The organism is Xylanimonas sp. McL0601, from assembly GCF_049852175.1.
GTDB lineage: Bacteria > Actinomycetota > Actinomycetes > Actinomycetales > Cellulomonadaceae > Xylanimonas.
Genome location: NZ_CP187527.1, coordinates 2,270,435 through 2,293,124, shown reverse-complemented (window position 1 = coordinate 2,293,124; position 22,690 = coordinate 2,270,435). Strand labels below are relative to the sequence as shown.

The following is a 22,690-nucleotide window of genomic DNA, read 5'->3' as shown; positions in this document are numbered from 1 at the left end:
GTGAGCGCGTGGACCACGCACCACCGCAGCTGCGGTCGTCGTTCGGGTCGGCGGCCGTCGCGTACGCGCAGCACCGCCCGGACTACGCGCCGGCAGCCGTGCGGTGGGCGCTCGACCCCGCGCCCGGCCCGCGCGTGCTCGACCTCGGCGCCGGCACCGGCAAGCTCACCGCCACCCTCGTGGCGCTCGGCGCCGACGTCGTCGCCGTCGAGCCCGACCCGGCCATGCTCGCCGAGCTGCGCCGCACCCTGCCCGCCGTCCGCGCCCTGCCGGGCAGCGCCGAGGCCGTCCCCCTGCCGGACGCCTCCGTCGACGCCGTGCTCGCCGGCAACGCGATGCACTGGTTCGACATGGCCGCCGCCGGCCCCGAGATCGCGCGGGTCCTCGCGCCCGACGGCGTCCTGGCCGGCCTGTGGAACCTCCTCGACGACGCCGTCGAGTGGGTCGCCGGGCTCGCGCGCGTCGCCGGGCCCGCCGCCGTCGGCCCCCGCGACACCCCCGCCCCCTGGCGCGCCGCGACCGCCCGCCTGCACCTGCCGCCGACGGGCCCCGCCCGGTTCGGCTCGCCCGAGCAGGCCCTGTTCCCGCACGGCCAGCGCCGCACCGCCGGCTCGCTCGCCGCGACCCTGGCGACCCGCGCCGGGATGCTCGTCCTGCCAGGGCCCGAGCGCGACGCCACGCTCGGCCGCGTCCGCACGTACCTCGCCGGCCGGCCCGAGACTGCCGACGGCGAGTTCACCCTGCCGATGCTCACCGGCGTGCTGCGCGTCCGGCCGCTGTAGCGCACCCCGCGACGGCGGCGCGGACCTTCGCCCGCTGCCATCACCAGCCCAGACGTCCCGTCTGGCCTAGTGTCAGCAGCGTGAGCTCGATCCTGTACCGCAACGGCGTCATCCACTCCTCCGCCGACCCGTTCGCCGAGGCACTGCTCGTCGACGAGGGCGTGGTCGCCTGGATCGGCGCGGACGACACCGCCGCCGGCCTCGCCGCCCGCGCCGACCGCGTGATCGACCTCGACGGCGCGCTCGTCGCCCCCGGCTTCGTCGACGCGCACATCCACACCCTCGAGACCGGCCTCGCCCTGGAGTCCGTCGACCTCTCACCCGCCGGCGCCCCCACCCGCGCCGCCGCGCTCGACGCCGTCGCCGCCGGCGCCCGCCACCTCGACGCCGCCGACCCCGACGGCGACGAGGTGCTGCTCGCCTTCGGCTGGGACGAGCAGACCTGGCCCGAACGCCGGCCCCTGACCCGCGAGGAGCTCGACGCCGCCGCCGGCGGCCGCCCCGTCTACGCCACGCACGCCGACGTCCACCACGCCGTCGTCTCCACCTCACTGGCCGCGAGCGCCGGTCTCGACACGCTGCCCGGCTGGGACCCGTCGGGCCTGGTGGTCGGGGAGGCGTTGCGGGTGGCGCGGGAGGTGGCGCAGGCGTTGCCGCCGGCGCGGCGCACGCGCGCGTACCGGGTGGCGTTGGAGCGGGCCGCGTCGCTGGGGATCGTGGCGGTGCACGAGATGTCGGCGCCGCACACGGACACGCGGGACGGGTTGCGGGAGCTGGTGGCGCTGTCGGGCGCGGAGCTGGTGCCGCAGGTGGTCGCCTACCGGGGTGAGCTGGTGGAGTCGGCGGACGACGCGCGGGAGCTGCTGGCGCAGCTGCCGTTCCTGACGGGGATCGGCGGGGACGTCAACGTGGACGGGTCGATCGCGTCGCGCACGGCGGCGATGCGGCAGCCGTACACGGACCAGCGGGCGGTGCCGGGACTGGTGGCGGACGACGGGCACGGGTTGCTGTACCTGTCGGCGGACGAGGTGGGGGCGCACCTGGCGGCGTGCAGCGCCGTGGGGGTGCAGGGCGGGTTCCACGTCGTGGGGGACCGGGCGATGGACCAGGTGGTGCTGGGCCTGGAGGTCGCGGCGAAGGAGCACGGGCCGGGGCCGCTGCGCGCGTCGCGGCACCGGGTGGAGCATGCGCTGTTCGTGGACGCGGCGTCGCTGGCGGCGCTGCTGCTGTACGGGGTGTCGCTGTCGATCCAGCCGGCGTGGGAGGCCACGTGGGGCGGGCCGTCGGGGTTGTGGGCGGCGCGGCTGGGGGTGGCGCGTGCGGGGAACATGGCGCCGGTCGCGGACCTGGCGAGCGCGGGCATCCCGCTCGCGTTCGGGTCGGACGCCCCGGTGACGCCGCTGGACCCGTGGGAGGCGGTGCGGGCGGCGGTGGCGCACGGGGACGAGTCGCAGCGGTTGTCGGGCCGGGCCGCGTTCCGGGCGCACACGCGCGGCGGGTGGCGGCTGGCGGGTCTGGACGGCACGGGTGCGGGCGAGCTCACGGTGGGGGCGCCGGCGCACCTGGCGGTGTGGCGGGCCGAGGCGTACGGGGTGCAGTCCTCGGGCCGGGGCCTGTCGTCGTGGAGCGCGGAGGCGCGGGCGGGGCAGCCGGTGCTGCCGGACCTCGCCGTGGACGCCCCGGCCGCGCAGTGCCTGCAGACGGTCCGCGCGGGGGTGCCGATCTTCGACACCTTCGCCTGACGGCCGGGTGGCGGGGGCGGTCCGCCTCGTCGCGTACGCTTCGCCCGTGCCGCGATCCGACACCTCCTTCTGGGCCTCCCGGGGCGTGACCCTGCTGCTCGCGCTCGCCGCGGGCGTGGCCATGTGGGCCGCGTTCCCCGACGTGGCGTGGTGGCCGCTCGGGATCGTGGCGGTCGCGCTGCTGCACGCGGCGCTGCGTCGCGACCACGCCGGGTGGGGGTTCCTCGCCGGGTTGGTGGCCGGGCTCACGTTCTTCGTGCCGCACGTGCACTGGGCGTACGAGGCGACGGCGCTGCTGCCGTGGTTCGCACTGGCGGCGCTTGCGGCGCTCGGCTTCGCCGTGTTCGGCATGGCGTGGGTGTGGGCGCGGCGGCTGCCGTGGGTGCGTGACCGCGCCTGGGTGCACGTGCTGGCCTTCGCGACGGTGTGGACCGCCGTCGAGCAGTGGCGGTCGGAGGTGCCGTTCGGCGGGTTCCCGTGGGGGCGGCTGGCGTGGTCCGTCGCGGGCGCGCCGACCGGGCGCAGCGCGTGGCTCGGCGGGTCCACGCTCGTGTCGTTCCTGCTGGCCGGGGCGGGCGCGCTGCTGGCGCTGGCCGTGGCGCGCGCCGTCGCGGCCGTGCGCGAGCCCCGCGCCCGGCGCCGGCACCTGGTCGCGGCGGGCGTGAGCGCCGTCGTCGCCGCGGTCGCGGTGCTCGGCCCGGCCGCGCTGCCCCTGCCGCGCGCCGGGGACGAGCAGCAGGTCCCGTCCCCGCCCGTGACCGCCGCGGTGCACGTGCCGGACCGGTCCGTGTTCGTCGACGCCGGCATCGGCACCGCGCAGGCCGGGGTGCTGCAGGTCGGGGCCGTGCAGGGCAACGTGAACGAGCCCGGCCTCGAGTCGTTCTACAACCGAGCCGAGGTGCTCAACAACCACCTGGACGGGACACGCGCCGTCGCCGCCGACGTCGACGCGCGCGCCGCCGCGGGCGAGCCGCACCCGGGCGTCGACGTCGTGCTGTGGCCCGAGAACGGCTCCGACCTGGACCCGCAGGAGGCGCAGGACGTCGCCCTGGCCCTGGACGACGCCAGCGCCGACGTCGGGGCGCCGATCCTCGTGGGTGCGCAGGAGTTCCCCGCCACGGGCGGGCGCTACAACGTGCTGCTGCTGTGGCAGGACGGGCAGGGCGTCATCTCCCGGTACGCCAAGCAGCACCCGGCGCCGTTCGGCGAGTACATCCCGCTGCGCTCGTTCGTGCGGCTGTTCACCGACCAGGTGGACCGTGTCACCACCGACATGATCGCCGCCACCAACCCGCCCGTGATCGACCTGCCGTCGGAGCGGCTGGGCCGCACCGTGCGGCTCGGCACCGCGATCTGCTTCGAGGTCGCCTACGACGAGATCCTGCGCGACTCCGTGCGCCACGGCGCCGAGGTGCTCGTCGTGCCCACGAACAACGCGTCGTTCGGCGTCACCCCCGAGTCCACCCAGCAGCTGCAGATGACCCGCATCCAGGCGATCGCCAACGGGCGCGCCGCCGTGCAGGTCTCCACCGTCGGGGTCAGCGGCGTCGTCGCGCCCGACGGCACCCTCGTGGCCCGCACGGGCCTGTTCACCGCCGACCACCTGTCCGCGCGGCTCCCGCTGCGCACCTCGTGGACCCCGGCAATCGCGGCCGGGTACTGGCCCGGCTGGACCGTCAGCGCCTCCGGCGGGCTGCTGGCCCTGGCCGGGCTCGCCGTGAGCCTCCGCCGTCGTCGTCAGGAGGACGCCGCATGAGCACCCTCGTCATCATCCCGACGTACGACGAGCGCGAGTCGCTGCCCGTCACCCTCGCCGGGGTGCGCAAGCACGCCCCCGACGTCGACGTCCTCGTCGTCGACGACGCCTCGCCCGACGGCACCGGCGAGCTCGCCGACGCCCTCGCCGCCGGCGACGACCACGTGCACGTGCTGCACCGCGCCGGCAAGGGCGGCCTCGGCGCCGCCTACGTCGCCGGGTTCGGGTGGGGCCTCGAGCGCGGGTACGACGTCCTGGTCGAGATGGACGCCGACGGCTCGCACCGCCCCGCAGACCTGCCGCGACTGCTCGAGCGGACCGCCGCCGACGACGCGCCCGCCCTGGTCATCGGGTCGCGATGGGTGCCCGGCGGGTCCGTCGTGAACTGGCCCTGGCGCCGGTCCGTGCTGTCCCAGGGCGGCAACACCTACGTGCGGCTCGCGCTCGGCATGCCTGTCAAGGACGCCACCGCCGGGTTCCGCGCCTACCCCGCCGCGACCCTGCGTGCCATCGACCTGGCCTCCGTGGAGTCGCACGGGTACTGCTTCCAGGTCGACATGACGTGGCGGGTCGTGCGCGACGGCGGCCGGGTGGCCGAGGTGCCGATCACGTTCGTCGAGCGGGTGGCCGGGGTGTCGAAGATGAGCCGCGCCATCGTCGCCGAGGCGCTGACCAAGACGACGGTGTGGGGGCTGACGTACCGCACGCGGAAGGCGCGGGACTTGTTCACCCGCGCCCGCGGCTGAACCCACCTGCCCCAGACACCAACCCTGCCCCAGACGCGCCGAAGGCCGGCACCCTGCGGGTGCCGGCCTTCGTGCGTCGCGCGGTCTCGAGCTGCGCGACCGCGCGGAGCCGGTCAGGCGCCGCGGCGCAGCTTGCCCGCGCGCAGCAGCTCGAGGCGCTCGTCCAGCAGCTCCTCCAGCTCGGCGACGGTGCGACGCTCCAGCAGCATGTCCCAGTGGGTGCGCTGCGGCTTGGACACCTTCGGCTCCGGCCTCTCGGCGTCGCGCAGCAGCGCCTCCTCGCCGCAGCGGCACTCCCACACCGGGGGCACCTCGGCGTCCGTGGCGAACGGCAGGATGATCGTGTGCCCGTTGGGGCAGTCGTAGTAGGCCTGGAAGCGCGGAGCGAAGTCGACGCCCTCGTCGGACTCCATGCTCTTGGCGCCGATGCTCATACCTCGCAGGGACCGGTCGGGCATGTCGTCCTCCTGGGGATCGGGGGTGCCGGGATGCGGCCCGTGACGGGCCGCCAAAGGGGCGGGTGGGCCTAGAGGTCCAACGCCCGGACATGACGCCGTGTTCCGACGTCGGCTGAGACGCGCACCACAGCACGAGTCTCGGTCGAGTTCGAGGGTCCCAAGTCCCGTCCTGGGACGCAATTCGGCAGGCGCCGCGGTGACTCATCCCACGCCATCGCCCGCAGCCGTGTGCTCCCGCGCCCGGCGACCGCCACACTGGACGGCGGGGAATGAACAGGGCCGGCGCCCGGTTGACCCGGCCAGTACATGCAAATGCATGAACACAACGATCAGGGAGCTGAGCACCGTGCAGTTCGGAATCTTCTCGGTCAGCGACGTCACCACGGACCCGACCACCGGGCACACCCCCGATGACACCGAGCGCGTCCGGAGCATGCTGACCATCGCCAAGCACGCCGACGAGGCGGGCCTCGACGTCTTCGCGACCGGCGAGCACCACAACCCGCCGTTCGTCGCGTCCTCGCCGACGACCATGCTCGGCTACCTGGCCGGCGTCACCAAGAACATCACGCTCTCGACGGCGACCACCCTGATCACCACCAACGACCCGGTGCGCCTGGCCGAGGAGTACGCCATGCTCCAGGTCGTCACCGACGGCCGCATGGACCTCATGATGGGCCGCGGCAACACCGGCCCCGTCTACCCGTGGTTCGGGCAGGACATCCGCCAGGGCGTGCCGCTGGCCATCGAGAACTACGCGCTGCTTCGCCGCCTGTGGACCGAGGACGTCGTCGACTGGAAGGGCAAGTTCCGCACCCCGCTGCAGGGCTTCACCTCCACCCCGCGCCCCCTCGACGGCGTGCCCCCGTTCGTGTGGCACGGATCCATCCGCACCCCGGAGATCGCCGAGCAGGCCGCCTACTACGGCGACGGGTTCCTGCACAACAGCATCTTCTGGCCCATGAGCCACACCAAGCAGATGATCGCGTTCTACCGCCAGCGGTTCGAGCACTACGGCCACGGCCGCGCCGACCAGGCGATCGTCGGCCTCGGCGGCCAGGTGTTCGTGCGCAAGAACAGCCAGGACGCCGTGAACGAGTTCCGGCCGTTCTTCGACGTCGCACCCGTCTACGGGCACGGGCCGTCGATGGAGGACTTCACGCGCGAGACGCCGCTCACCGTCGGCTCGCCGCAGCAGGTCATCGACCGCTACGGCGCGTTCGTCGAGGAGGTCGGCTACTACCAGCGCCAGATGTTCCTCATCGACCACGCCGGCCTGCCGCTCAAGACGGTGCTCGAGCAGATCGACATCCTCGCGCAGGACGTCGTCCCCGAGCTGCGCCGCATCGTCGAGGCCAAGCGCCCCGCCGACGACGTGCCGCTCAACCCGCCGACGCACGCGGAGCGCGTCGCGGCCGCCAAGGCCGCGGGCGAGCTCGGCGCCGCCCACGTGGGCGGCACCGAGGACCGCTGGACCGGCCTGCGCGCCGAGGAGAGCGACCCTCAGCACCTCGAGCCCACCGCCGGCCGCGCGTTCGGCCTGTGAAGGAGACCGCAGTGACCACCGACCGCACCCTCGTCGTCGTCTCGGCGGGGCTGTCCGTCCCGTCGTCGACCCGGCTGCTGGCCGACCGCCTCACCGACGCCACCGTGGCACGGCTCGAGGCGGACGGCCACACCGTCAAGGTCGAGTCGATCGAGCTGCGCGACCACGCGCACGCCGTCGTCGACGCCATGCTCACCGGCTTCCCCACGGGGGAGCTCGCCACCGCCCTCGACACGCTGTACGCGGCGGACGGCGTCATCGCCGTCACGCCGCTGTTCACCACGACGTACTCGGGGCTGTTCAAGTCCTTCGTCGACATCCTCGACAAGGACGCGCTCGGCGGGCTGCCCGTGCTGCTCGGCGCCACCGGCGGCACGGCCCGCCACTCCCTCGCGCTCGACTACTCCCTGCGACCGCTGTTCACCTACCTGCACGCCGACGTCCTGTCGACGGCGGTGTTCGCCGCCACCGACGACTGGGCGGGCGAGGGTGACCAGGTCAACCCGCTGCCGACCCGCATCGCCCGGGCCGGCCGGGACCTGGCGGCGCGCATGTCGGCGCGCGAGCCGGAGGCGTCGTCCAACCCGTTCGAGGCCACCCCGAGCTTCGCCGACCTGCTCGCCCAGGGCGGCCTCGCCCCCTGACACCCCTCCTTTGACCGTCGTACCTCCTGGCGTTCTGGCCCCCAGAACGCCAGGAGGTACGACGCCGAAAGGCAGGCGACGGTCACAGGACGGCGCCCGGCTCGGTGAGCTCGAGCCCGTGCGCCTCGGCGACGCCCGCGTGCGTGACCGCGCCGCCGTGCGCGTTGAGGCCACGGGCCAGCGTCGCGTCCGCGCGCATCGCCGTGCGCCACCCCAGGTTCGCCAGCTCGACGGCGTAAGGCAGCGTCACGTTCGTCAGCGCGTGCGTGGAGGTGTGCGGCACCGCGCCCGGCATGTTGGCGACCGCGTAGAACGTCGAGCCGTGCACCCGGTAGGTCGGGTCGGCGTGCGTGGTGGGGCGCGAGTCCTCGAAGCAGCCGCCCTGGTCGATGGAGATGTCGACCAGCACCGAGCCGGGCCGCATCCGGGCCACGAGGTCGTTCGAGACCAGCACGGGCGCCTTCGCGCCGGCCACCAGCACCGCGCCGACCACCAGGTCCGCGTCCAGCACGGCCCGCTCGATCTCCCACGCGCTCGACGCAAGGGTCTGCACCCGCCCGAGGAACAGGTCGTCCGCGGCCGCGAGCGCCCGCACGTTCCGGTCGATGAGGGTGATGCGGGCGCCCATGCCGGCGGCGACGCGGGCGGCGTTGAGCCCGGAGACACCGGCGCCGAGGATGACGACGTGCCCGGGGGCGACGCCGGGGACGCCGCCGAGCAGGGTGCCGCGCCCGCCGGCGGCCTTGAGCAGGGCGGCGGCGCCGACCTGGGGGGCGAGCCGCCCGGCGACCTCGGACATGGGGGCGAGGAGCGGCAGTCCGCCGTCCGCGGTCTGCACGGTCTCGTAGGCGATGGCGGTGCCGCCGCGGGCGAGCAGCTCGAGGGTGAGCTCCTTGTCGGCGGCGAGGTGCAGGTAGGTGAACAGCACCTGCCCGGAGTGCAGGTGCTGGTACTCGCCGGGCAGGGGCTCCTTGACCTTGAGGATCAGCTCGCCCGCGGCCCAGGTGGTGGCGGCGTCGGGCTCGACGACGGCGCCCGCGGCGGTGTAGTCGGCGTCGGGGATCGAGGAGCCGAGGCCGGCGCCGGCCTCCACGTGGACGGTGTGGCCGTGGCGCACCAGCTCGTGCACCCCGGCCGGGGTGACCGCCACGCGGTATTCGTGGTTCTTCGTTTCCTTCGGCACGGCGATGTGCATGCGGGCCTCCCGGACGGGGCCGCCGAGGCGGCCGGGATCGTTCCTTCGATTGTCGAGCCGATGGCGCTCGGCGGCTTCCGGACGGCGCGGTGGAACCCTGTTGCCGCAGGTCGCCGGGTGCGGGACCATGCTCGCAGCGCGGCCGCCCAGGTGCCGCTGGAGGGGAGCGACGATGTCCGACGACACGTCCGCGGGCGTGCACCGCGCCACCAGCGGCGTCCGCCCGCCGGAGGCGTCTGCGCCGCGCTGGGACCCGGGCGCGCGCTACCGCCCGTCGCTGCTGGCCCGTACCGCGGCCGACGCCGCGGCACCGGGCGCGGAGGCGGGGCCCGCGCGGTTCCTGCCGGGGCGGCTGTTCCGCGGTCCGGCCCGCCGCACCGCCGTGCTCGACCGGGACGTGTGGGCCGCGGAGCCGCGGCGCCCGCGGGCGCGCAGCGCGGCCGATCTCGCGGACGCCGTCGAGCGGTACCGTCGCGGCGCGCTCGACACCGCGGGGCTCGTCCGCGCGGTCGGGCACGCGCTGGCCGCCTGAGTGTCGCGTCGCGAGCTGGTGGTGCTGGGGACGGCGAGCATGGTCCCCACCCGCACCCGCAACCACAACGGGTATGTCCTGTTCTTCGACGGGATGGGCGTGTTGTTCGACCCGGGCGAGGGCACGCAGCGGCAGATGACGCTCGCGGGAGTGTCCGCCACGGACCTCACCCGCATCGCGATCACGCACCTGCACGGCGACCACTCGCTGGGCCTGGCCGGCGTGGCGCAGCGGCTCGCGGGCGACGGCGTGCCGCACCCGGTGCCGGTGTCGTTCCCCGCCTCGGGGCTCGAGCAGGTGGAGCACCTGCTGCACGCCAGCGTGCAAGGAGCGCTTGCCGACGTCGTGCGGCAGCCGCTCGCCGCCGACGGCGTGGTCCCGCCCGTGCACGGCGAGCTCGGCCGCAAGGCCGGCGGCCCCGCGCTGACCGCCCGCCGCCTCGAGCACACCACCGAGACGTTCGGCTACCGCATCTTCGAGCCCGACGGCGTCTCGCTCGACCCGGCGGCGCTGGCCGCGGCGGGGGTCGCCGGCCCGGACGTGGGGCGGCTGCTCGCCGACGGGTCCCTCGTCGTCGACGGACGGCAGGTGCACCTCGCGGAGGTGAGCGTGCCGCGCCCGGGGCAGTCGGTGGCGTTCGTCATGGACACGCGCCTGTGCGAGGCGGTGGGGGAGCTGGCCGACGGCGCCGACCTGCTGGTCATCGAGTCCACGTTCCTGCATCGCGACGCGGAGCAGGCGGGGCGGTGGGGCCACCTGACCTGCCGGCAGGCCGCGCGGGTCGCGGCGCAGGCGGGCGTGCGACACCTGGTGCTCACGCACTTCTCCCAGCGGTACACCGACCCGGAGGAGTTCGAGCGCGAGGCGCGCGAGGAGTTCGACGGGGAGCTGACCGTCGCGGCGGACCTCGACCGGGTGCCGCTGCCCCCGCGCCGGCGGGCCGCCCCGTGACGGGGGAGCTGCTCAGCGCGAGCGCCCTGGCCGCCGCGATCGACGCGGCCGGCTCGCCCGAGCTGGCCGCCGGGGCGGCCCGCTTCTTCCAGACCGGGGCGGGCCAGTACGGCGAGGGCGACGTGTTCGTGGGCGTGCGCGTGCCGGTGACGCGGGCGCTGGTGCGGCGGGCGGCGGGGATGCCGCCACAGGAGGCGAGCATCCTGCTGGACAGCCGGGTCCACGAGCACCGGCTCGCGGGGCTGCTGGCACTGGTCGCGCGCTACCAGCGGGCCACCCGGCGTCGCACGCGGGACGACGCCGAACGCGACGCGCTGCACGCCCGTTACCTGGCCGCCGTCCGCGCCGGCCGGGTCAACGGCTGGGACCTGGTGGATGCCTCGGCCGAGTGGCTGGTGGGGGACTGGCTGCTGGGCCCGCCCGCGCACGACCTCGCCCCGGTGCTCGACCCGCTGGCCGCGTCGCCCGTCCTGTGGGAGCGGCGCGTGGCGATGCTCGCGACGTTCGCGTTCACCAAGGCGGGCGACCCGGGCCCGGCCCTGACGTACGCGGAGCGGCTGCTGGGGGACCGGGAGGACCTCATGCACAAGGCCGTCGGGTGGATGCTGCGGGAGGTGGGCAAGCGCGCCGACGTCGGCGCGCTGCTGGCCTTTCTCGAGGAGAACGCGCCGCGCATGCCGCGCACGACCCTCAGCTACGCCACCGAGCACCTCGACCCGGCCGAGCGGGCGCGGCTGCGCCGCCGGTGAGGCTCGCGCCCGCGGCGGCCGGCGGTGGTTGGATGGCCGCATGACCGACCAGACGCGTGTGGTGTCCGCGAGCCGCGTGGTTTCCGCCCCGGCCCAGGTGATCTTCGAGTTCATCGCCGACCCCTCCCGGCAGCCGGAGTGGGACGGCAACGACAACCTGTCCGCCGCCGACCCCGGGCAGCGGGTCCACGCCGTCGGCGACTCGTTCCTCATGCACAACAAGGGCGGCAAGGTGCGCCAGAACCACGTCGTCGAGTTCGCCGAGGGGCGCCTGATCGCGTGGAAGCCCGCGCCGGTCGGCGAGCCGCAGCCCGGTCACCTGTGGCGGTGGGAGCTCGAGCCGATCGACGACACCACCACCCGCGTCACCCACACCTACGACTGGTCCGGCCTCACCGACCCGCACCGGTTCGAGCGCGCGCGGTCCACGACCGCGGACAAGCTGCAGGCCTCCGTCGACCGGCTCGCCGTCCTCTCCGAGGGCTGAACCCCCCTCGCTTGCCCGAATTCGGGCAAGAAGTTGCCCCTCGCCGCGCGAGGGGTCAGTCTCGGTCCCCATGAGACCCGACAGCGCGCTGGTGGCCCACGTCGCGGCCACCACCGGGCTGACCGCCGCCGAGGCGGCGCGGGTCGTCGAGGACGTCCTGGCGTACCACGCCGAGCCGGTCGAGGACTACGTCCGCCGCCGGCACACCGAGCTGCAGACCTACGGGGCCAAGAACCCGGAGATCTTCGCCCAGATCGCCGCCGAGCTCGCCACCCGCCTGGTGGCCGCCCCGCGGCTCAGCGAACGGCAGCTGCGGCGCATCGTCTACACCTGAGGAGAGACACCCATGTGCGGAATCGTCGGCTACGTCGGCGCCCAGCAGGCCGCCCCGCTGCTCGTCGAGGGCCTGACCCGGCTCGAGCACCGCGGCTACGACTCGGCCGGCATCGCCGTCGTCGGCTCGCGCCTGCAGGTCACCAAGAAGGCCGGCCGCGTGCGCGACCTCGCCGCAGCGCTGCCCAAGCGCCTCGCCGGCAAGGTGGGCATCGGCCACACCCGCTGGGCCACCCACGGGCCCGCGACCGACGCCAACGCCCACCCGCACACCGACACGGCCGGGCAGGTCGCCGTCGTCCACAACGGCATCGTCGACAACGCCGCCGCGCTGCGCGCCCGCCTCGCGGCCGACGGCGTCGAGCTGGTCAGCGACACCGACACCGAGGTGTTCGCCCACCTGGTCGCCCGCTCCGGCGCCGACACCCTCGAGGGCAAGGTCGTCGAGGCACTCGCGCAGGTCGAGGGCACCTACGGGCTCGCCGTCGTGCACGCCGGCTTCCCCGACCGGATCGTCGTGGCCCGTCACGGCAGCCCGCTGATCGTCGGGGTGGGGGACCGGGAGATGTTCGTCGCCTCCGACCTGGCCGCCCTCGTGCGGCACACCACCACCGTCGCGCACCTGGACGACGGCGAGCTCGCCACCGTCACCGCGACCGGCTTCACCACGTTCCGCCACGACCTGTCCCGCACCGCCACCCAGGCCAGCGAGGTCGACATCGACCCCTCCGTCTACGGGCAAGGCGAGCACGGCGACGTCAGCGGCGCTCCGCGCATGTACACCGAGATCCTCGAGCAGCCCGCGTCCGTCGAGCGCACGCTGCGCGGCCGGCTCGACGAACGGTTCGGCACCACGCACCTGGGCGGCCTCAACCTCGACCCGCGCGAGCTGCGCGCCTTCCGGCGCGTCAAGATCCTCGGCTGCGGGTCCGCGTACTACGTGGGGGAGATGGGCGCCTCGCTCATCGAGGAGCTCGCGCGCGTCCCCGCGGACGCGGAGCCCGCCAGCGAGTTCCGCTACCGCAATCCGATCATCGAGCCCGACACGCTCTACGTCGCGGTCAGCCAGTCGGGCGAGACCGTCGACACCCTGCTCGCGGTCGAGGAGATCAAGCGCAAGGGCGGCCGCGTCGTCGGCCTCGTCAACGTCGTCGGCTCCGCCATCGCCCGCGCCACCGACGGCGGCATCTACCTGCACGCCGGCCCCGAGATCGCCGTCGCGTCCACCAAGGCGCTGACCACGATGTTCGTCGGGTTCGCGCTGCTGGCCATCCAGCTCGGCCGGGTGCGCGACCTGTCCGTCGCGGACGGCAAGCGCCTCGTGACCGGGCTGCAGCGCCTGCCCGGGCAGATCGGCGAGATCCTCAAGACCGAGGACGACGTCGCCGCGATCGCGCAGGACCTCGCCCAGGCCGAGAGCCTGTTCTTCGTCGGGCGGGTGCGCGGCTACCCGGTGGCGCGCGAGGGCGCCCAGAAGCTCAAGGAGATCACCTACCGGCACGCCGAGGCGTACCCCACGAGCGAGCTCAAGCACGGCCCGCTCGCGCTCATCTCGCCGCAGGTGCCCACCGTCGCGATCGTGCCCGACGACGAGCTGACCGACCGCAACGTGGCCGCGCTGCACGAGATCGCCGCCCGCGGTGGCCCCCTCGTCGTCGTCACCCACCCCGAGGTCGACCTCGGGACGCTCGACGTGCGCCGCATCGAGGTGCCGCGGAACGAGACCGAGCTCGACCCGATCCTGCTCACCGTGCCGCTGCAGCTGCTGGCCTACCACGCGTCCCTGGCGCTGGGGCTCGACGTCGACAAGCCGCGCAACCTCGCCAAGTCCGTCACCGTCGAGTAGGCACGCGCGCGGCGCCGGTCCGTGACAGGACCGGTCGGGCCGGGCAGCAGTGGGTCAGGCCGGCACGTGCCCGAGCTTGTCGGGGTTGAGCACCATGAGCACCTGCCGGATGCCGTGCGGCGCGATCTCGAGCGCGATGACCGTGAGGATCTCGCCCGACACCGCGCGCACGAGGACGGCCGGCGCCCCGTTGGCCTCGACCACCTCGAGCGTGGCCAGGCCGGGGGCCCAGGGCTTGCCGAACACGAACCGGAGGAAGGTCAGCACGCGGTCCACGCCGTGCAGGGACTTGCGCGCCGCGTGCACCTTGCCGCCGCCGTCGTTACGCATGACGACGTCGCGGGCCAGCAGCCGCTCGAGCTCGTCGAGGCGGCCGGCGCGGGCCGCGGCGACGAACGCGCCCACCAGCTCGCGCTGCCGGGCGGGCGTGGCGTGGGCAGCGCGCTCGGACCCGAGCGCCAGCCGCGCGCGGCGCGCGAGCTGCCGCGCGTTGGCCTCGGAGGTCTCGAGCACGTCCGCGACCTGCCGGTGGGAGTAGCCGAACGCCTCGCGCAGCACGTAGGCGGCGCGTTCGGCCGGGGTGAGCTTCTCGAGCAGCAGAAGGACCGCGAGCTCGAGCGCCTCGCCCCGCTCGGCGCCGAGCAGCGGGTCGGCGCTGGTGTCGACGGGCTCGGGCAGCCACGGGCCGTCGTAGGTCTCGCGGCGCGCACGGGCGCTCGTGAGCGCGTTGATCGCCAGGCGGGACGTCGTCGTGGTGAGGAAGGCGGCGGGGTTCTCGACGACGGCGCGGTTCGTCCCCTGCCAGCGGATCCACGCCTCCTGCACGACGTCCTCCGCCTCGGCGGCCGAGCCCAGCATGCGGTAGGCGACGCCGAACAGGCGGGGCCGGACGGCGAGGAACTGCGCGACGGCGTCGTCGGGCGCTGCGGGAGCCAGCACCTGCTCGGTCATCATGCGCACACCCTAGGGGTTGCCCGCCCCGGGGCGGGCAACCCGCAGGTCACCGGGCAGCGCGGGCCTCGGAACCGTCTGCTGCCGTGTCGTGCCACGCATCGTGATGGCCCGCATCGTCAGGGCCCGCGTCGTCCGGCAGCGGCGGCAGCACCAGGTCGGGGTCGCCGCCGGCGAGGATCGCCTGGCGCGGGCGGCCGATGTCGGGAAGGGGGGTGAGGTCACGCCCGAACACCCCGGCGGCCAGCCACCCGAGCGCGACGCGGACCTTGCGCTCCCACGTCGGGATGGCCAGCACGTGGTAGCCGCGGTGCATGAGCCAGGCGAGCCTGCCGCGCACCACGATCCGCCGGTACTCGAAGATCCCGTACCCGTACCCGAGGGTCGCGACCGTGCCCAGGCTGCGGTGCGCGTACGGACGGGCGGGCCGGCCGCGCAGGTCGGCGAGGATGTTGCGCGCGAGCAGCTTGCCCTGCCGCACGGCGTGCTGGGCGTTGGGCACCGTGAGCGCGCGCGGGTCGTCCGACGCGAGGTCGGGGACGGCGGCGTTGTCGCCGGCCGCCCAGGCACCTGGCACCGGCTCGTCCTCGGTGCCGACGCGCAGGTCGGCGCGCACGCGCAGCAGCCCGCGCTCGTCGACCGGCAGGTCGGTGCGGTTCGCCACGACCGGGTGCGACCCGTTGCCGGCAGCCCACACGAGCAGGCCCGTGTCGTACTCCTCGCCGGTCGACAGCACCACGTGCCCGCCCGACGCCGAGACCATCTGCGTGCCGAGGTGCACGTGCCCGCCGCGCGACCGGAGGTGCTCCACCACCCAGCGTCCGGGGCCGTCCGTGACCTCGGGCAGGATCCGGTCGCGCGCCTCGACGAGGTGGAACGAGAGGTCGTCGGCGCTCAGCTCCGGGTAGCGGCGCAGCAGGTTCGCGCCCAGGGCGAGCAGCTCGCCGAAGAGCTCGACGCCGGTGAAGCCGCCGCCGACGACCGTCACGGTCAGCGCCTGGCGCCGTTCCGGGCACGGCGGCAGCTCGGCGGCGCGCGCGAAGCCGGTCAGCACGCGGTCGCGGACCGCGACGGCCTCCTCGACGGTCTTGAGGCCGATCGCCTCCGACTCCAGGCCCGGCACGGGGAACGTGCGGGTGATGGCGCCGGCCGTCACGACCAGCGTGTCGTAGGCGAGCGCGTGGTCGCGCCCGTCCGGGGTGCGGACGTGGGCGGTGCGGTGGGCGTGGTCGATCGACGTGACGTGCCCGGTCATGACGCGCGTGCGCCGCAGGTGCGAGCGCAGCGGGACCAGGGTGTGGCGGGCCTCGACCGAACCGGCCGCCACCTCGGGGAGGAACGGCTGGTAGGTCATGTACCCGCGGGGGTCGACGACCGTCACGCGGGCCTCGCCGCGGCGCAGCCGGCGCTCGAGCCGCCACGCCGCGTAGAAACCTGCGTACCCGCCGCCGACGATGAGGATGTCGTGCATCTGTACCTCCTGATGGACTCATCCCTCTGACCGGGCGGGGGGCCGGTTTCGTGACGTGACCGTCATCACGGCGTGCCCCCGCGCGCGGCGGGCGCGGCCGCCGCTCAGTCCAGGTGGGTGAGCCGGGGCCACAGCGCGGCCCAGCCGCCGCGCGGGCCGCGGCAGACGGCGACGAGGCCGCCCTGCTCCTCGTTGTCGACGCCGACCCCGTCGTCGAGGTGCGTCACCGTCTCGCAGCGTGCGAACCATCGCGTGGGCGCGTCACCGCCGTCCAGGACGACGACGGCCACCGTGGCGTTCGCGGGCGGCGGGCCGTACGCCGCAAGGGCGTTCTGCGCGCTGTACACCGGCGGCAGCCCGGTGCCGAACCGGTCGATCGCCCCCGCCTCGCCGTAGTTGCCGGTGAGCACGACGGCGTGCGCCCGGTCGGCGGCCGGCAGCGCGGCGTACGCCGCCTCGACCTGCCGCACGTACGCGGGCCAGCCGACGGCGTCGCGCGCCGTCTGGTTGATGTCGCCGAAGGGTGTCGCACCGAGCACGTCGACCGGGATCAGGGGCAGCGCGATGACGGCGGAGCCGGCGGCGTTGAGCACGACGAGCGCCGCGACCGCGACCTGGCGCCCGCGCGTGCGCGCCCACCGCGCGACCACCACGGCGCCGGCCGCGAGGAACGCGCCCAGCAGGCTCCACGCGTAGTAGACCTGCGCGCCACCCACGAACGTGAAGGCGAGCAGCACCGGGTAGGCGACCACGAGGCAGCGCAGCGGCCGCCACTCCGGCCTGCGCCACAGCGCGACCATCCCCGCGACCCAGACCACGACGAGCGGCGGCCCGAGGGTCACGAGCTGGAACCACCACATGTCCACCCGGACGTCGCCGGCGTTGTGCTCGGCCAGGGCCCGGCCCATGGCGAGCTGCGGCCACCCGTTCACGGCCTGGTAGACGAGGTTCGGCAGCCCGACGACGAGCGCGGCCCCGACCGCCAGCCAGGGCCACCGCGTCGCCAGCACGCGCCGCGGCCCCGCGAGCGCCAGCCCGACCCCGATCGCGGCGAGCAGGGCGACGACCAGCAGCTTGTTGTACAGCCCGAGACCGGCGACGACGCCGGCGGCGAGCCACGCGCGCTGGTCGCGCAGCAGCGCCCGGGCGACGAGCCACAGCACCGCCGCCCATACGACCATGTCGAGGCTCGCGGTCAGCAGGGTGTGCCCGAAGATCAGCGGGGTGGCGGCGGTGCCGAACCCCCACGCGGCCAGGGCCTGCGCGCCGGCCCCGCCGCCGAGCTCGCGCGCCAGCAGGGCGACGAGAACGACCGCGGCGAGCAGGCTCAGCGTCGCGGGCGCCCGCAGCGCCGCGAGGGAGTCGGAGAGCGACGCCATGCCTCGCGCCACGAGCGGCGTCAGGGGAGGCTGGTCGACATACCCCCATGCAGGGCGCAGCAGTCGGAAGTAGAGCTCGTCGCGGTGGTAGCCGTAGCGGGTGCTCAGCGCCGTGAGGACCACGCCGAGCACCACGACGGCCAGGCCCACGTGCCGCCACGCGAACGCCGGCAGGCCCGGCGTCAGGGGCCGGGCCTCGGTGATCGTGCCTGCTTCCGCAGAGGTCACGGGAGCCACGGTAGGTCGCCTCCGCGCACCCGGCGAGACGGCGCCAGCGGTTTGCATGAGTATGCAACAGGATGCATACTCTTCCCGTGTCCAAGGTTCTTACGTCTCTCCCGGCCGGCGAGCGCGTCGGCATCGCGTTCTCCGGTGGTCTCGACACCTCCGTCGCCGTTGCGTGGATGCGCGAGAACGGGGCGATCCCGTTCACGTACACCGCCGACATCGGCCAGTACGACGAGCCCGACATCGCCTCGGTCCCGGGGCGCGCGACGGCGTACGGCGCCGAGGGCTCGCGCCTGGTCGACTGCCGGGAGGCGCTGGTCGAGGAGGGGCTCGCGGCCCTGACCTGCGGTGCCTTCCACATCCGCTCCGGCGGCCGGTCGTACTTCAACACGACGCCGCTGGGCCGCGCCGTGACCGGCACGCTCCTGGTGCGCGCGATGCTCGAGGATGACGTGCAGATCTGGGGCGACGGCTCGACCTACAAGGGCAACGACATCGAGCGGTTCTACCGCTACGGCCTGCTCGCCAACCCGAACCTGCGCATCTACAAGCCGTGGCTCGACGCCGAGTTCGTCACCGAGCTCGGCGGGCGCAAGGAGATGAGCGAGTGGCTGGCCGCGCACGAGCTGCCGTACCGCGACTCGACGGAGAAGGCGTACTCGACCGACGCCAACATCTGGGGCGCCACCCACGAGGCCAAGACGCTCGAGAACCTGGACACCGGGCTCGAGACCGTCGAGCCCATCATGGGCGTGAAGTTCTGGGACGAGTCCGTCGAGATCGCCCCCGAGACCGTCACGATCGGGTTCGAGCAGGGCCGCCCCGTCACGATCAACGGCCAGACCTTCGCGTCCGCCGTCGACCTGGTGCTCGAGGCCAACGCCGTCGGCGGCCGTCACGGCCTCGGCATGAGCGACCAGATCGAGAACCGCATCATCGAGGCCAAGTCGCGCGGCATCTACGAGGCCCCCGGCATGGCGCTGCTGTTCATCGCCTACGAGCGCCTCGTCAACGCGATCCACAACGAGGACACCCTCGCCCAGTACCACAACGACGGCCGCCGCCTCGGCCGCCTGATGTACGAGGGGCGCTGGCTCGACCCGCAGGCCCTCATGATCCGTGAGGCGCTCCAGCGCTGGGTCGGCTCCGCCGTGACCGGCAAGGTCACGCTGCGCCTGCGCCGCGGCGAGGACTACTCCGTCCTCGACACCACCGGCCCCGCGTTCAGCTACCACCCGGACAAGCTGTCGATGGAGCGCGTCGCCGACTCGGCGTTCGGCCCCACCGACCGCATCGGCCAGCTCACCATGCGCAACCTCGACATCGCCGACTCGCGCGCCAAGCTGGAGCAGTACGCGGCCCTCGGCCTGGTGGGCGGCGCGCACGCCGCGCTCATCGGTGCGGGCGAGACGACGCCGCTCATCGGCGAGCTCGAGCTCGAGGAGGGCGGCGCGCAGGCGATCGCCTCGCGCGGCCAGGCCCCGGAGGGCGAGCAGCTCCTGGACGCGGCCGCGATGGAGCTCGGCGTCGACTGAGACCCGCCTCGCTGGTTGGGCCCGCCGAGACCACCCACCGCCCGGGTCGCCCGGGTGCGGTGGTCTCGGCGGGCTCAACCGGCGGTGGGTGCTACGGCGCGTGGACGTCCGGGTCGTCGCGCAGCGTGTCCAGCAGGAGCGCGACGACGGCGTCCGGCCGCTCGAGCGCGGGCAGGTGCGCCGCCCACGGCAGCTCCATGTGCTCCGCGCCCGGTACCGACGTCGCCACGTGCGCGGCGATCTTGCGGAACTGCTCCAGGTCGTGCCCGCCGGAGACGACGAGCGTCGGCACGCTCACGCGCTGCAGGTCGACGTCGACCCGCGCCGGGCGCGGCCCCTGCCCGGTCGCGGCCTCGGCGGCGTCGGCGGCCAGCTGCACCTCGAACGCCCGGCGCTGCATCGCCGCGAGCGCCTCGCGCGCCGACAGCGGCGCGGCCTCGCCGAGCCAGGTGGCGACGTTGAGCCGCACGGCGCCCTCGACGTCACCGGCGTCGAGCAGCGCGGTCTCGGTGGCCTCGTAGGTCTCGGCGTCGGCGGTCGGCTCGACGCCGCGCAGGCCGGGGCAGAGCAGCACGAGCTGCCGTACGCGTGCGGGGTGCCGGGTGGCGAGCTCGAGCGCGACGCGCCCGCCGAGGGAGGCGCCCACGACGGCGGCGTCCGCGATGCCGAGGTGGTCGAGCAGGGCGGCGACGTCGTCGGCGTCGGCGTACTCCTCGGGCGGCAGCGGGGAGTCGCCGTAGCCGCGCAGGTCCGGGCGCACCACGCGGAAGGCGTGGCTCAGGGGTGCGGCGACGGGGTCCCACATGCGCCGGTCGGCGACGCCGGCGTGGAGCAGGACGATGGTGGGCGCGGCCTCGCCGGCGGGCGAGGCGTCGTCGTGGGCGAGCAGCATGCCCCCACGCTATAGGGCGACGGCGTGACGCCCGTCATGCCGAAAGGTCGAGTGTCATGAACACGCTGTAGGGGTCCGGGGCGTAGGTGCCGAAGGGCGGGCACTCGACGAACCCGTGCCGCGCGTAGAGGCGGCGGGCGGCTGCGAAGTAGTCCTGCGGGCCGGTCTCGAGGCTGACGCGCGCGTAGCTGCGGGCCGCGGCGAGCGCGAGCAGGCGGGCGAGGATGGCGGTCGCGACGCCGCGGCCGCGGGCGCCGTCGGCGGTGCGCATCGACTTCAGCTCGCCGTGGTCGGCGGTGAGCTGCTGCATCGCCCCGCACCCGAGCAGGGTGCCGTCGGCGGCTCGCGCGGTGAGGAACGTGACCCGCGGGTCCGCGAGCGCCGCGTGGTCCAGGGCGTGCACGGACTCGGCGGGGGAGGTCGCGTACATGTCGGCCAGGTGCTGGTCGAGGAGGGCGACGACGTCGGGGCGCGCGGGGGAGTCGACGGTCACGGCCGGGGGGAGCTCGCTCACGCGCGCCACGGTAGCCCGCGCGTGTTTCGGCGCGGTTGCCCCTGGCAGGCCGCCTTCATCTCTGGTGAAGTGTTCCCGGCCCGAGTGCCTGCATGGTCCCGCACGTCCACCGACTTCAGGGAGCACCGATGCACCAACGCACCACCTCCGTCCTGGCCGCGGCGGCCCTGGCCGCCGTCACCGCCGTCGGCGTCGCCGGGGTCGCCACGGCGACCCCGAACGGCAACGTCCCGGTCCGGCTGCTGGCCCTCAACGACTTCCATGGCAACCTCGACGTCCCGACGGGCTCGTCGGGGCGCATGGTCGACGAGAACGGCGTCACCGTCGAGGCGGGCGGCGCCGCGTATGTCGCGGCGTGGATGAAGCAGCTGGAGAACGAGAACACGCTGAAGGTCGCCGAGGGCGACCTCATCGGCGCCTCGCCGCTCGTCTCCGCCGCGTTCCACGACGAGCCCACGCTGCAGTTCATGAACGACCTCGGCATCACGGCCTCCGCCGTCGGCAACCACGAGTTCGACGAGGGCTACGCGGAGCTGTCCCGGCTCATCACCGGCGGCAGCCACCCGGTCGACGGCTCGCCGGCCGGCCCGTGGCAGGGCACGGACTTCACCTACCTGGGCGCCAACGTGCTGCTCGACGGCGCGACCGCGCTGCCCACGCTGCCCGGCTTCGAGGTTCTCCAGCAGGTGCCGCAGGGCCAGCTGAAGAAGCTGGTCGCCGAGTACGGCGTCCCCGCGCTGCCGCCGATCGCGGTGCGGCAGGTCAACGGCGTCAGGATCGGGTTCATCGGCGCGGTCACCGAGACGACGCCGACCATCGTGACGGCGTCGGGCATCCAGGGCCTGTCGTTCACGTCGGTGGTGAAGTCGGCAGAGTTCGGCTCCCAGCTGCTCGACCTGCTCGGCGTCGACGCCCAGGTGCTGCTGGTGCACGAGGGCGACAACGTGCTGTCCGGCAAGTCGCCCGACTCGTGCTCGACGACGGCCAACCCGGACGGCTCCGCCGGGGCGGGCACCCTCATCGCGCAGCAGGTGGACCCGCAGATCGACCTGATCCTTGCCGGCCACTCGCACCAGGCGTACGTCTGCCAGGTCACCGACCCGGCCGGCCACCCGCGCCTGTACAGCCAGGGCGGCTCGTTCGGCCGCGTCATCTCGCAGGCCGACTTCACCGTCGATCGCAAGAGCGGCGAGATCGTGCGCTCCTCGGTGACGGTCGACAACCACGTGGTGACGCACGACATCGCGCCCGACCCGGCCACCGCGGCGTTCGTCGACACCTGGAAGCAGCGCGTGTCGGCCGTCTCCGACAAGGCGATCGGATCCATCACCGCCGACCTGACGCGCGTCGCCGCCCCGACCGGGGAGACCACGCTGGGCGACGTCATCGCCGACGGCCAGCTGTGGGCCACGAAGGCCGGCGGCGGCGCGCAGGTCGCACTGATGAACCCGGGCGGCGTGCGCGCCGACCTGTCCTACGCGCCCGACGGCGTCGTCACCTACGGCGAGGCGTTCGCGGTGCAGCCGTTCAGCAACCTCATGCAGGTGATCCCGCTGACGGGCGCACAGCTCGACGCGCTGCTGGAGCAGCAGTGGACCGCGGCTCGCACCGCGGTGCTGCAGCCGTCGGCGTCGCTGCACTACACGTACACGCCGGCCAACGCGTTCGGGGACAAGGTCTCCGGCATCACGATCGACGGCGTGCCCGTGGACCCGGCGGCGACGTACAAGGTCGCGGCGAACAACTTCCTGGTCGGCGGCGGCGACGGGTTCTCCGTCTTCCTGCAGCCGGACCGCTCGCTGATCTGGAGCGGCCCGATCGACCTCGACGCGTTCGCGGCCTACCTGACGGCCAGCTCGCCGGTCGCACCGCCGGCGCTGAACCGGATCGCGCTGGGTTGACGGTCTCGCGGGTGGGCGGCGGCATGCCGCCCACCCGCGGGCGTCAGGGGGT

21 protein-coding genes are annotated in these 22,690 nt (G+C 74.6%); 14 read left to right on the top strand and 7 right to left on the bottom strand.

The genetic code is table 11. The features are described 5' to 3' along the window. The first annotated feature begins 8 nt into the window (after positions 1-8). From ACO4JP_RS10560 to ACO4JP_RS10545, 4 genes are all read left to right on the top strand, one after another. On the top strand, positions 9-782 hold the full coding sequence (locus ACO4JP_RS10560; RefSeq protein ID WP_425953650.1) for a class I SAM-dependent methyltransferase: 774 nt from the start codon (positions 9-11) through the stop codon (positions 780-782). 80 nt (positions 783-862) lie between these two features. Then, positions 863-2,524 carry an amidohydrolase gene (locus ACO4JP_RS10555; RefSeq protein ID WP_425953649.1) on the top strand — a complete coding sequence of 554 codons (1,662 nt, stop codon included), beginning with the start codon at positions 863-865 and terminating at the stop codon, positions 2,522-2,524. Positions 2,525-2,570: 46 nt separating this feature from the next. After that, entirely contained in the window at positions 2,571-4,280 is a 1,710-nt protein-coding gene (gene lnt, locus ACO4JP_RS10550) for an apolipoprotein N-acyltransferase (protein WP_425953648.1), read from the top strand. Next, a complete protein-coding gene (locus ACO4JP_RS10545; RefSeq protein ID WP_425953647.1) occupies positions 4,277-5,026 on the top strand; it encodes a polyprenol monophosphomannose synthase in 750 nt (249 codons plus the stop codon). The genes lnt and ACO4JP_RS10545 overlap by 4 nt, the downstream gene beginning before the upstream one ends. Before the next feature lie 113 nt (positions 5,027-5,139). On the opposite strand, the gene ACO4JP_RS10540 is transcribed toward ACO4JP_RS10545, so the two are convergent. After that, positions 5,140-5,484 (bottom strand): RNA polymerase-binding protein RbpA, encoded by a 345-nt coding sequence (locus ACO4JP_RS10540; RefSeq protein ID WP_425953646.1) that lies wholly within the window; start codon positions 5,482-5,484, stop codon positions 5,140-5,142. Positions 5,485-5,830: 346 nt separating this feature from the next. Here ACO4JP_RS10540 and ACO4JP_RS10535 point away from each other — a divergent pair, with 346 nt between their 5' ends. Further along, the gene (locus ACO4JP_RS10535) at positions 5,831-7,030 is read left to right on the top strand and encodes an LLM class flavin-dependent oxidoreductase (RefSeq protein ID WP_425957087.1); all 1,200 of its coding nucleotides are present in this window, start codon (positions 5,831-5,833) and stop codon (positions 7,028-7,030) included. 11 nt (positions 7,031-7,041) lie between these two features. Beyond that, the gene (locus ACO4JP_RS10530) at positions 7,042-7,674 is read left to right on the top strand and encodes an FMN reductase (protein WP_425953645.1); all 633 of its coding nucleotides are present in this window, start codon (positions 7,042-7,044) and stop codon (positions 7,672-7,674) included. 82 nt (positions 7,675-7,756) lie between these two features. On the opposite strand, the gene ald is transcribed toward ACO4JP_RS10530, so the two are convergent. After that, positions 7,757-8,869: an alanine dehydrogenase gene (gene ald / locus ACO4JP_RS10525; RefSeq protein ID WP_425953644.1), complete on the bottom strand. Its 1,113-nt coding sequence runs from the start codon at positions 8,867-8,869 to the stop codon at positions 7,757-7,759. A 172-nt stretch (positions 8,870-9,041) separates the two neighbouring features. Between ald and ACO4JP_RS10520 the strand changes: the two genes are divergently transcribed. From ACO4JP_RS10520 to glmS, 6 genes are all read left to right on the top strand, one after another. After that, entirely contained in the window at positions 9,042-9,401 is a 360-nt protein-coding gene (locus ACO4JP_RS10520; protein WP_425953643.1) for a hypothetical protein, read from the top strand. Beyond that, positions 9,402-10,352, top strand: coding sequence for a ribonuclease Z (locus tag ACO4JP_RS10515; RefSeq protein WP_425953642.1), 951 nt, complete (start codon positions 9,402-9,404; stop codon positions 10,350-10,352). Next, positions 10,349-11,101: a DNA alkylation repair protein gene (locus ACO4JP_RS10510; protein WP_425953641.1), complete on the top strand. Its 753-nt coding sequence runs from the start codon at positions 10,349-10,351 to the stop codon at positions 11,099-11,101. The genes ACO4JP_RS10515 and ACO4JP_RS10510 overlap by 4 nt, the downstream gene beginning before the upstream one ends. 40 nt (positions 11,102-11,141) lie before the next feature. After that, the gene (locus ACO4JP_RS10505; protein WP_425953640.1) at positions 11,142-11,588 is read left to right on the top strand and encodes an SRPBCC family protein; all 447 of its coding nucleotides are present in this window, start codon (positions 11,142-11,144) and stop codon (positions 11,586-11,588) included. 70 nt (positions 11,589-11,658) lie between these two features. Next, on the top strand, positions 11,659-11,922 hold the full coding sequence (locus ACO4JP_RS10500) for a hypothetical protein (protein WP_425953639.1): 264 nt from the start codon (positions 11,659-11,661) through the stop codon (positions 11,920-11,922). Positions 11,923-11,934: 12 nt separating this feature from the next. After that, positions 11,935-13,767, top strand: coding sequence for a glutamine--fructose-6-phosphate transaminase (isomerizing) (gene glmS / locus ACO4JP_RS10495; protein WP_425953638.1), 1,833 nt, complete (start codon positions 11,935-11,937; stop codon positions 13,765-13,767). A 54-nt stretch (positions 13,768-13,821) separates the two neighbouring features. Here glmS and sigJ read toward each other — a convergent pair whose 3' ends face one another. The 3 genes from sigJ to ACO4JP_RS10480 all read right to left on the bottom strand — a co-directional run bounded on the left by sigJ (position 13,822) and on the right by ACO4JP_RS10480 (position 17,796). After that, complete coding sequence (gene sigJ, locus ACO4JP_RS10490; protein ID WP_425953637.1) at positions 13,822-14,721, bottom strand: RNA polymerase sigma factor SigJ; 900 nt, start codon at positions 14,719-14,721, stop codon at positions 13,822-13,824. Between the two features lie 46 nt (positions 14,722-14,767). Continuing rightward, complete coding sequence (locus ACO4JP_RS10485) at positions 14,768-16,189, bottom strand: NAD(P)/FAD-dependent oxidoreductase (RefSeq protein WP_425953636.1); 1,422 nt, start codon at positions 16,187-16,189, stop codon at positions 14,768-14,770. A 104-nt stretch (positions 16,190-16,293) separates the two neighbouring features. Then, a complete protein-coding gene (locus tag ACO4JP_RS10480) occupies positions 16,294-17,796 on the bottom strand; it encodes a glycosyltransferase family 39 protein (protein WP_425953635.1) in 1,503 nt (500 codons plus the stop codon). A gap of 86 nt (positions 17,797-17,882) precedes the next feature. Here ACO4JP_RS10480 and argG point away from each other — a divergent pair, with 86 nt between their 5' ends. Then, complete coding sequence (gene argG, locus ACO4JP_RS10475) at positions 17,883-19,331, top strand: argininosuccinate synthase (RefSeq protein WP_425953634.1); 1,449 nt, start codon at positions 17,883-17,885, stop codon at positions 19,329-19,331. Between the two features lie 91 nt (positions 19,332-19,422). Here argG and ACO4JP_RS10470 read toward each other — a convergent pair whose 3' ends face one another. Both ACO4JP_RS10470 and ACO4JP_RS10465 read right to left on the bottom strand, forming a co-directional pair. Further along, positions 19,423-20,223 (bottom strand): alpha/beta fold hydrolase, encoded by an 801-nt coding sequence (locus ACO4JP_RS10470; RefSeq protein ID WP_425953633.1) that lies wholly within the window; start codon positions 20,221-20,223, stop codon positions 19,423-19,425. Positions 20,224-20,257: 34 nt separating this feature from the next. Further along, positions 20,258-20,737: a GNAT family N-acetyltransferase gene (locus ACO4JP_RS10465; protein ID WP_425953632.1), complete on the bottom strand. Its 480-nt coding sequence runs from the start codon at positions 20,735-20,737 to the stop codon at positions 20,258-20,260. A 128-nt stretch (positions 20,738-20,865) separates the two neighbouring features. Between ACO4JP_RS10465 and ACO4JP_RS10460 the strand changes: the two genes are divergently transcribed. Then, positions 20,866-22,638, top strand: coding sequence for a bifunctional metallophosphatase/5'-nucleotidase (locus tag ACO4JP_RS10460; RefSeq protein ID WP_425953631.1), 1,773 nt, complete (start codon positions 20,866-20,868; stop codon positions 22,636-22,638). Positions 22,639-22,690 lie beyond the last annotated feature (52 nt).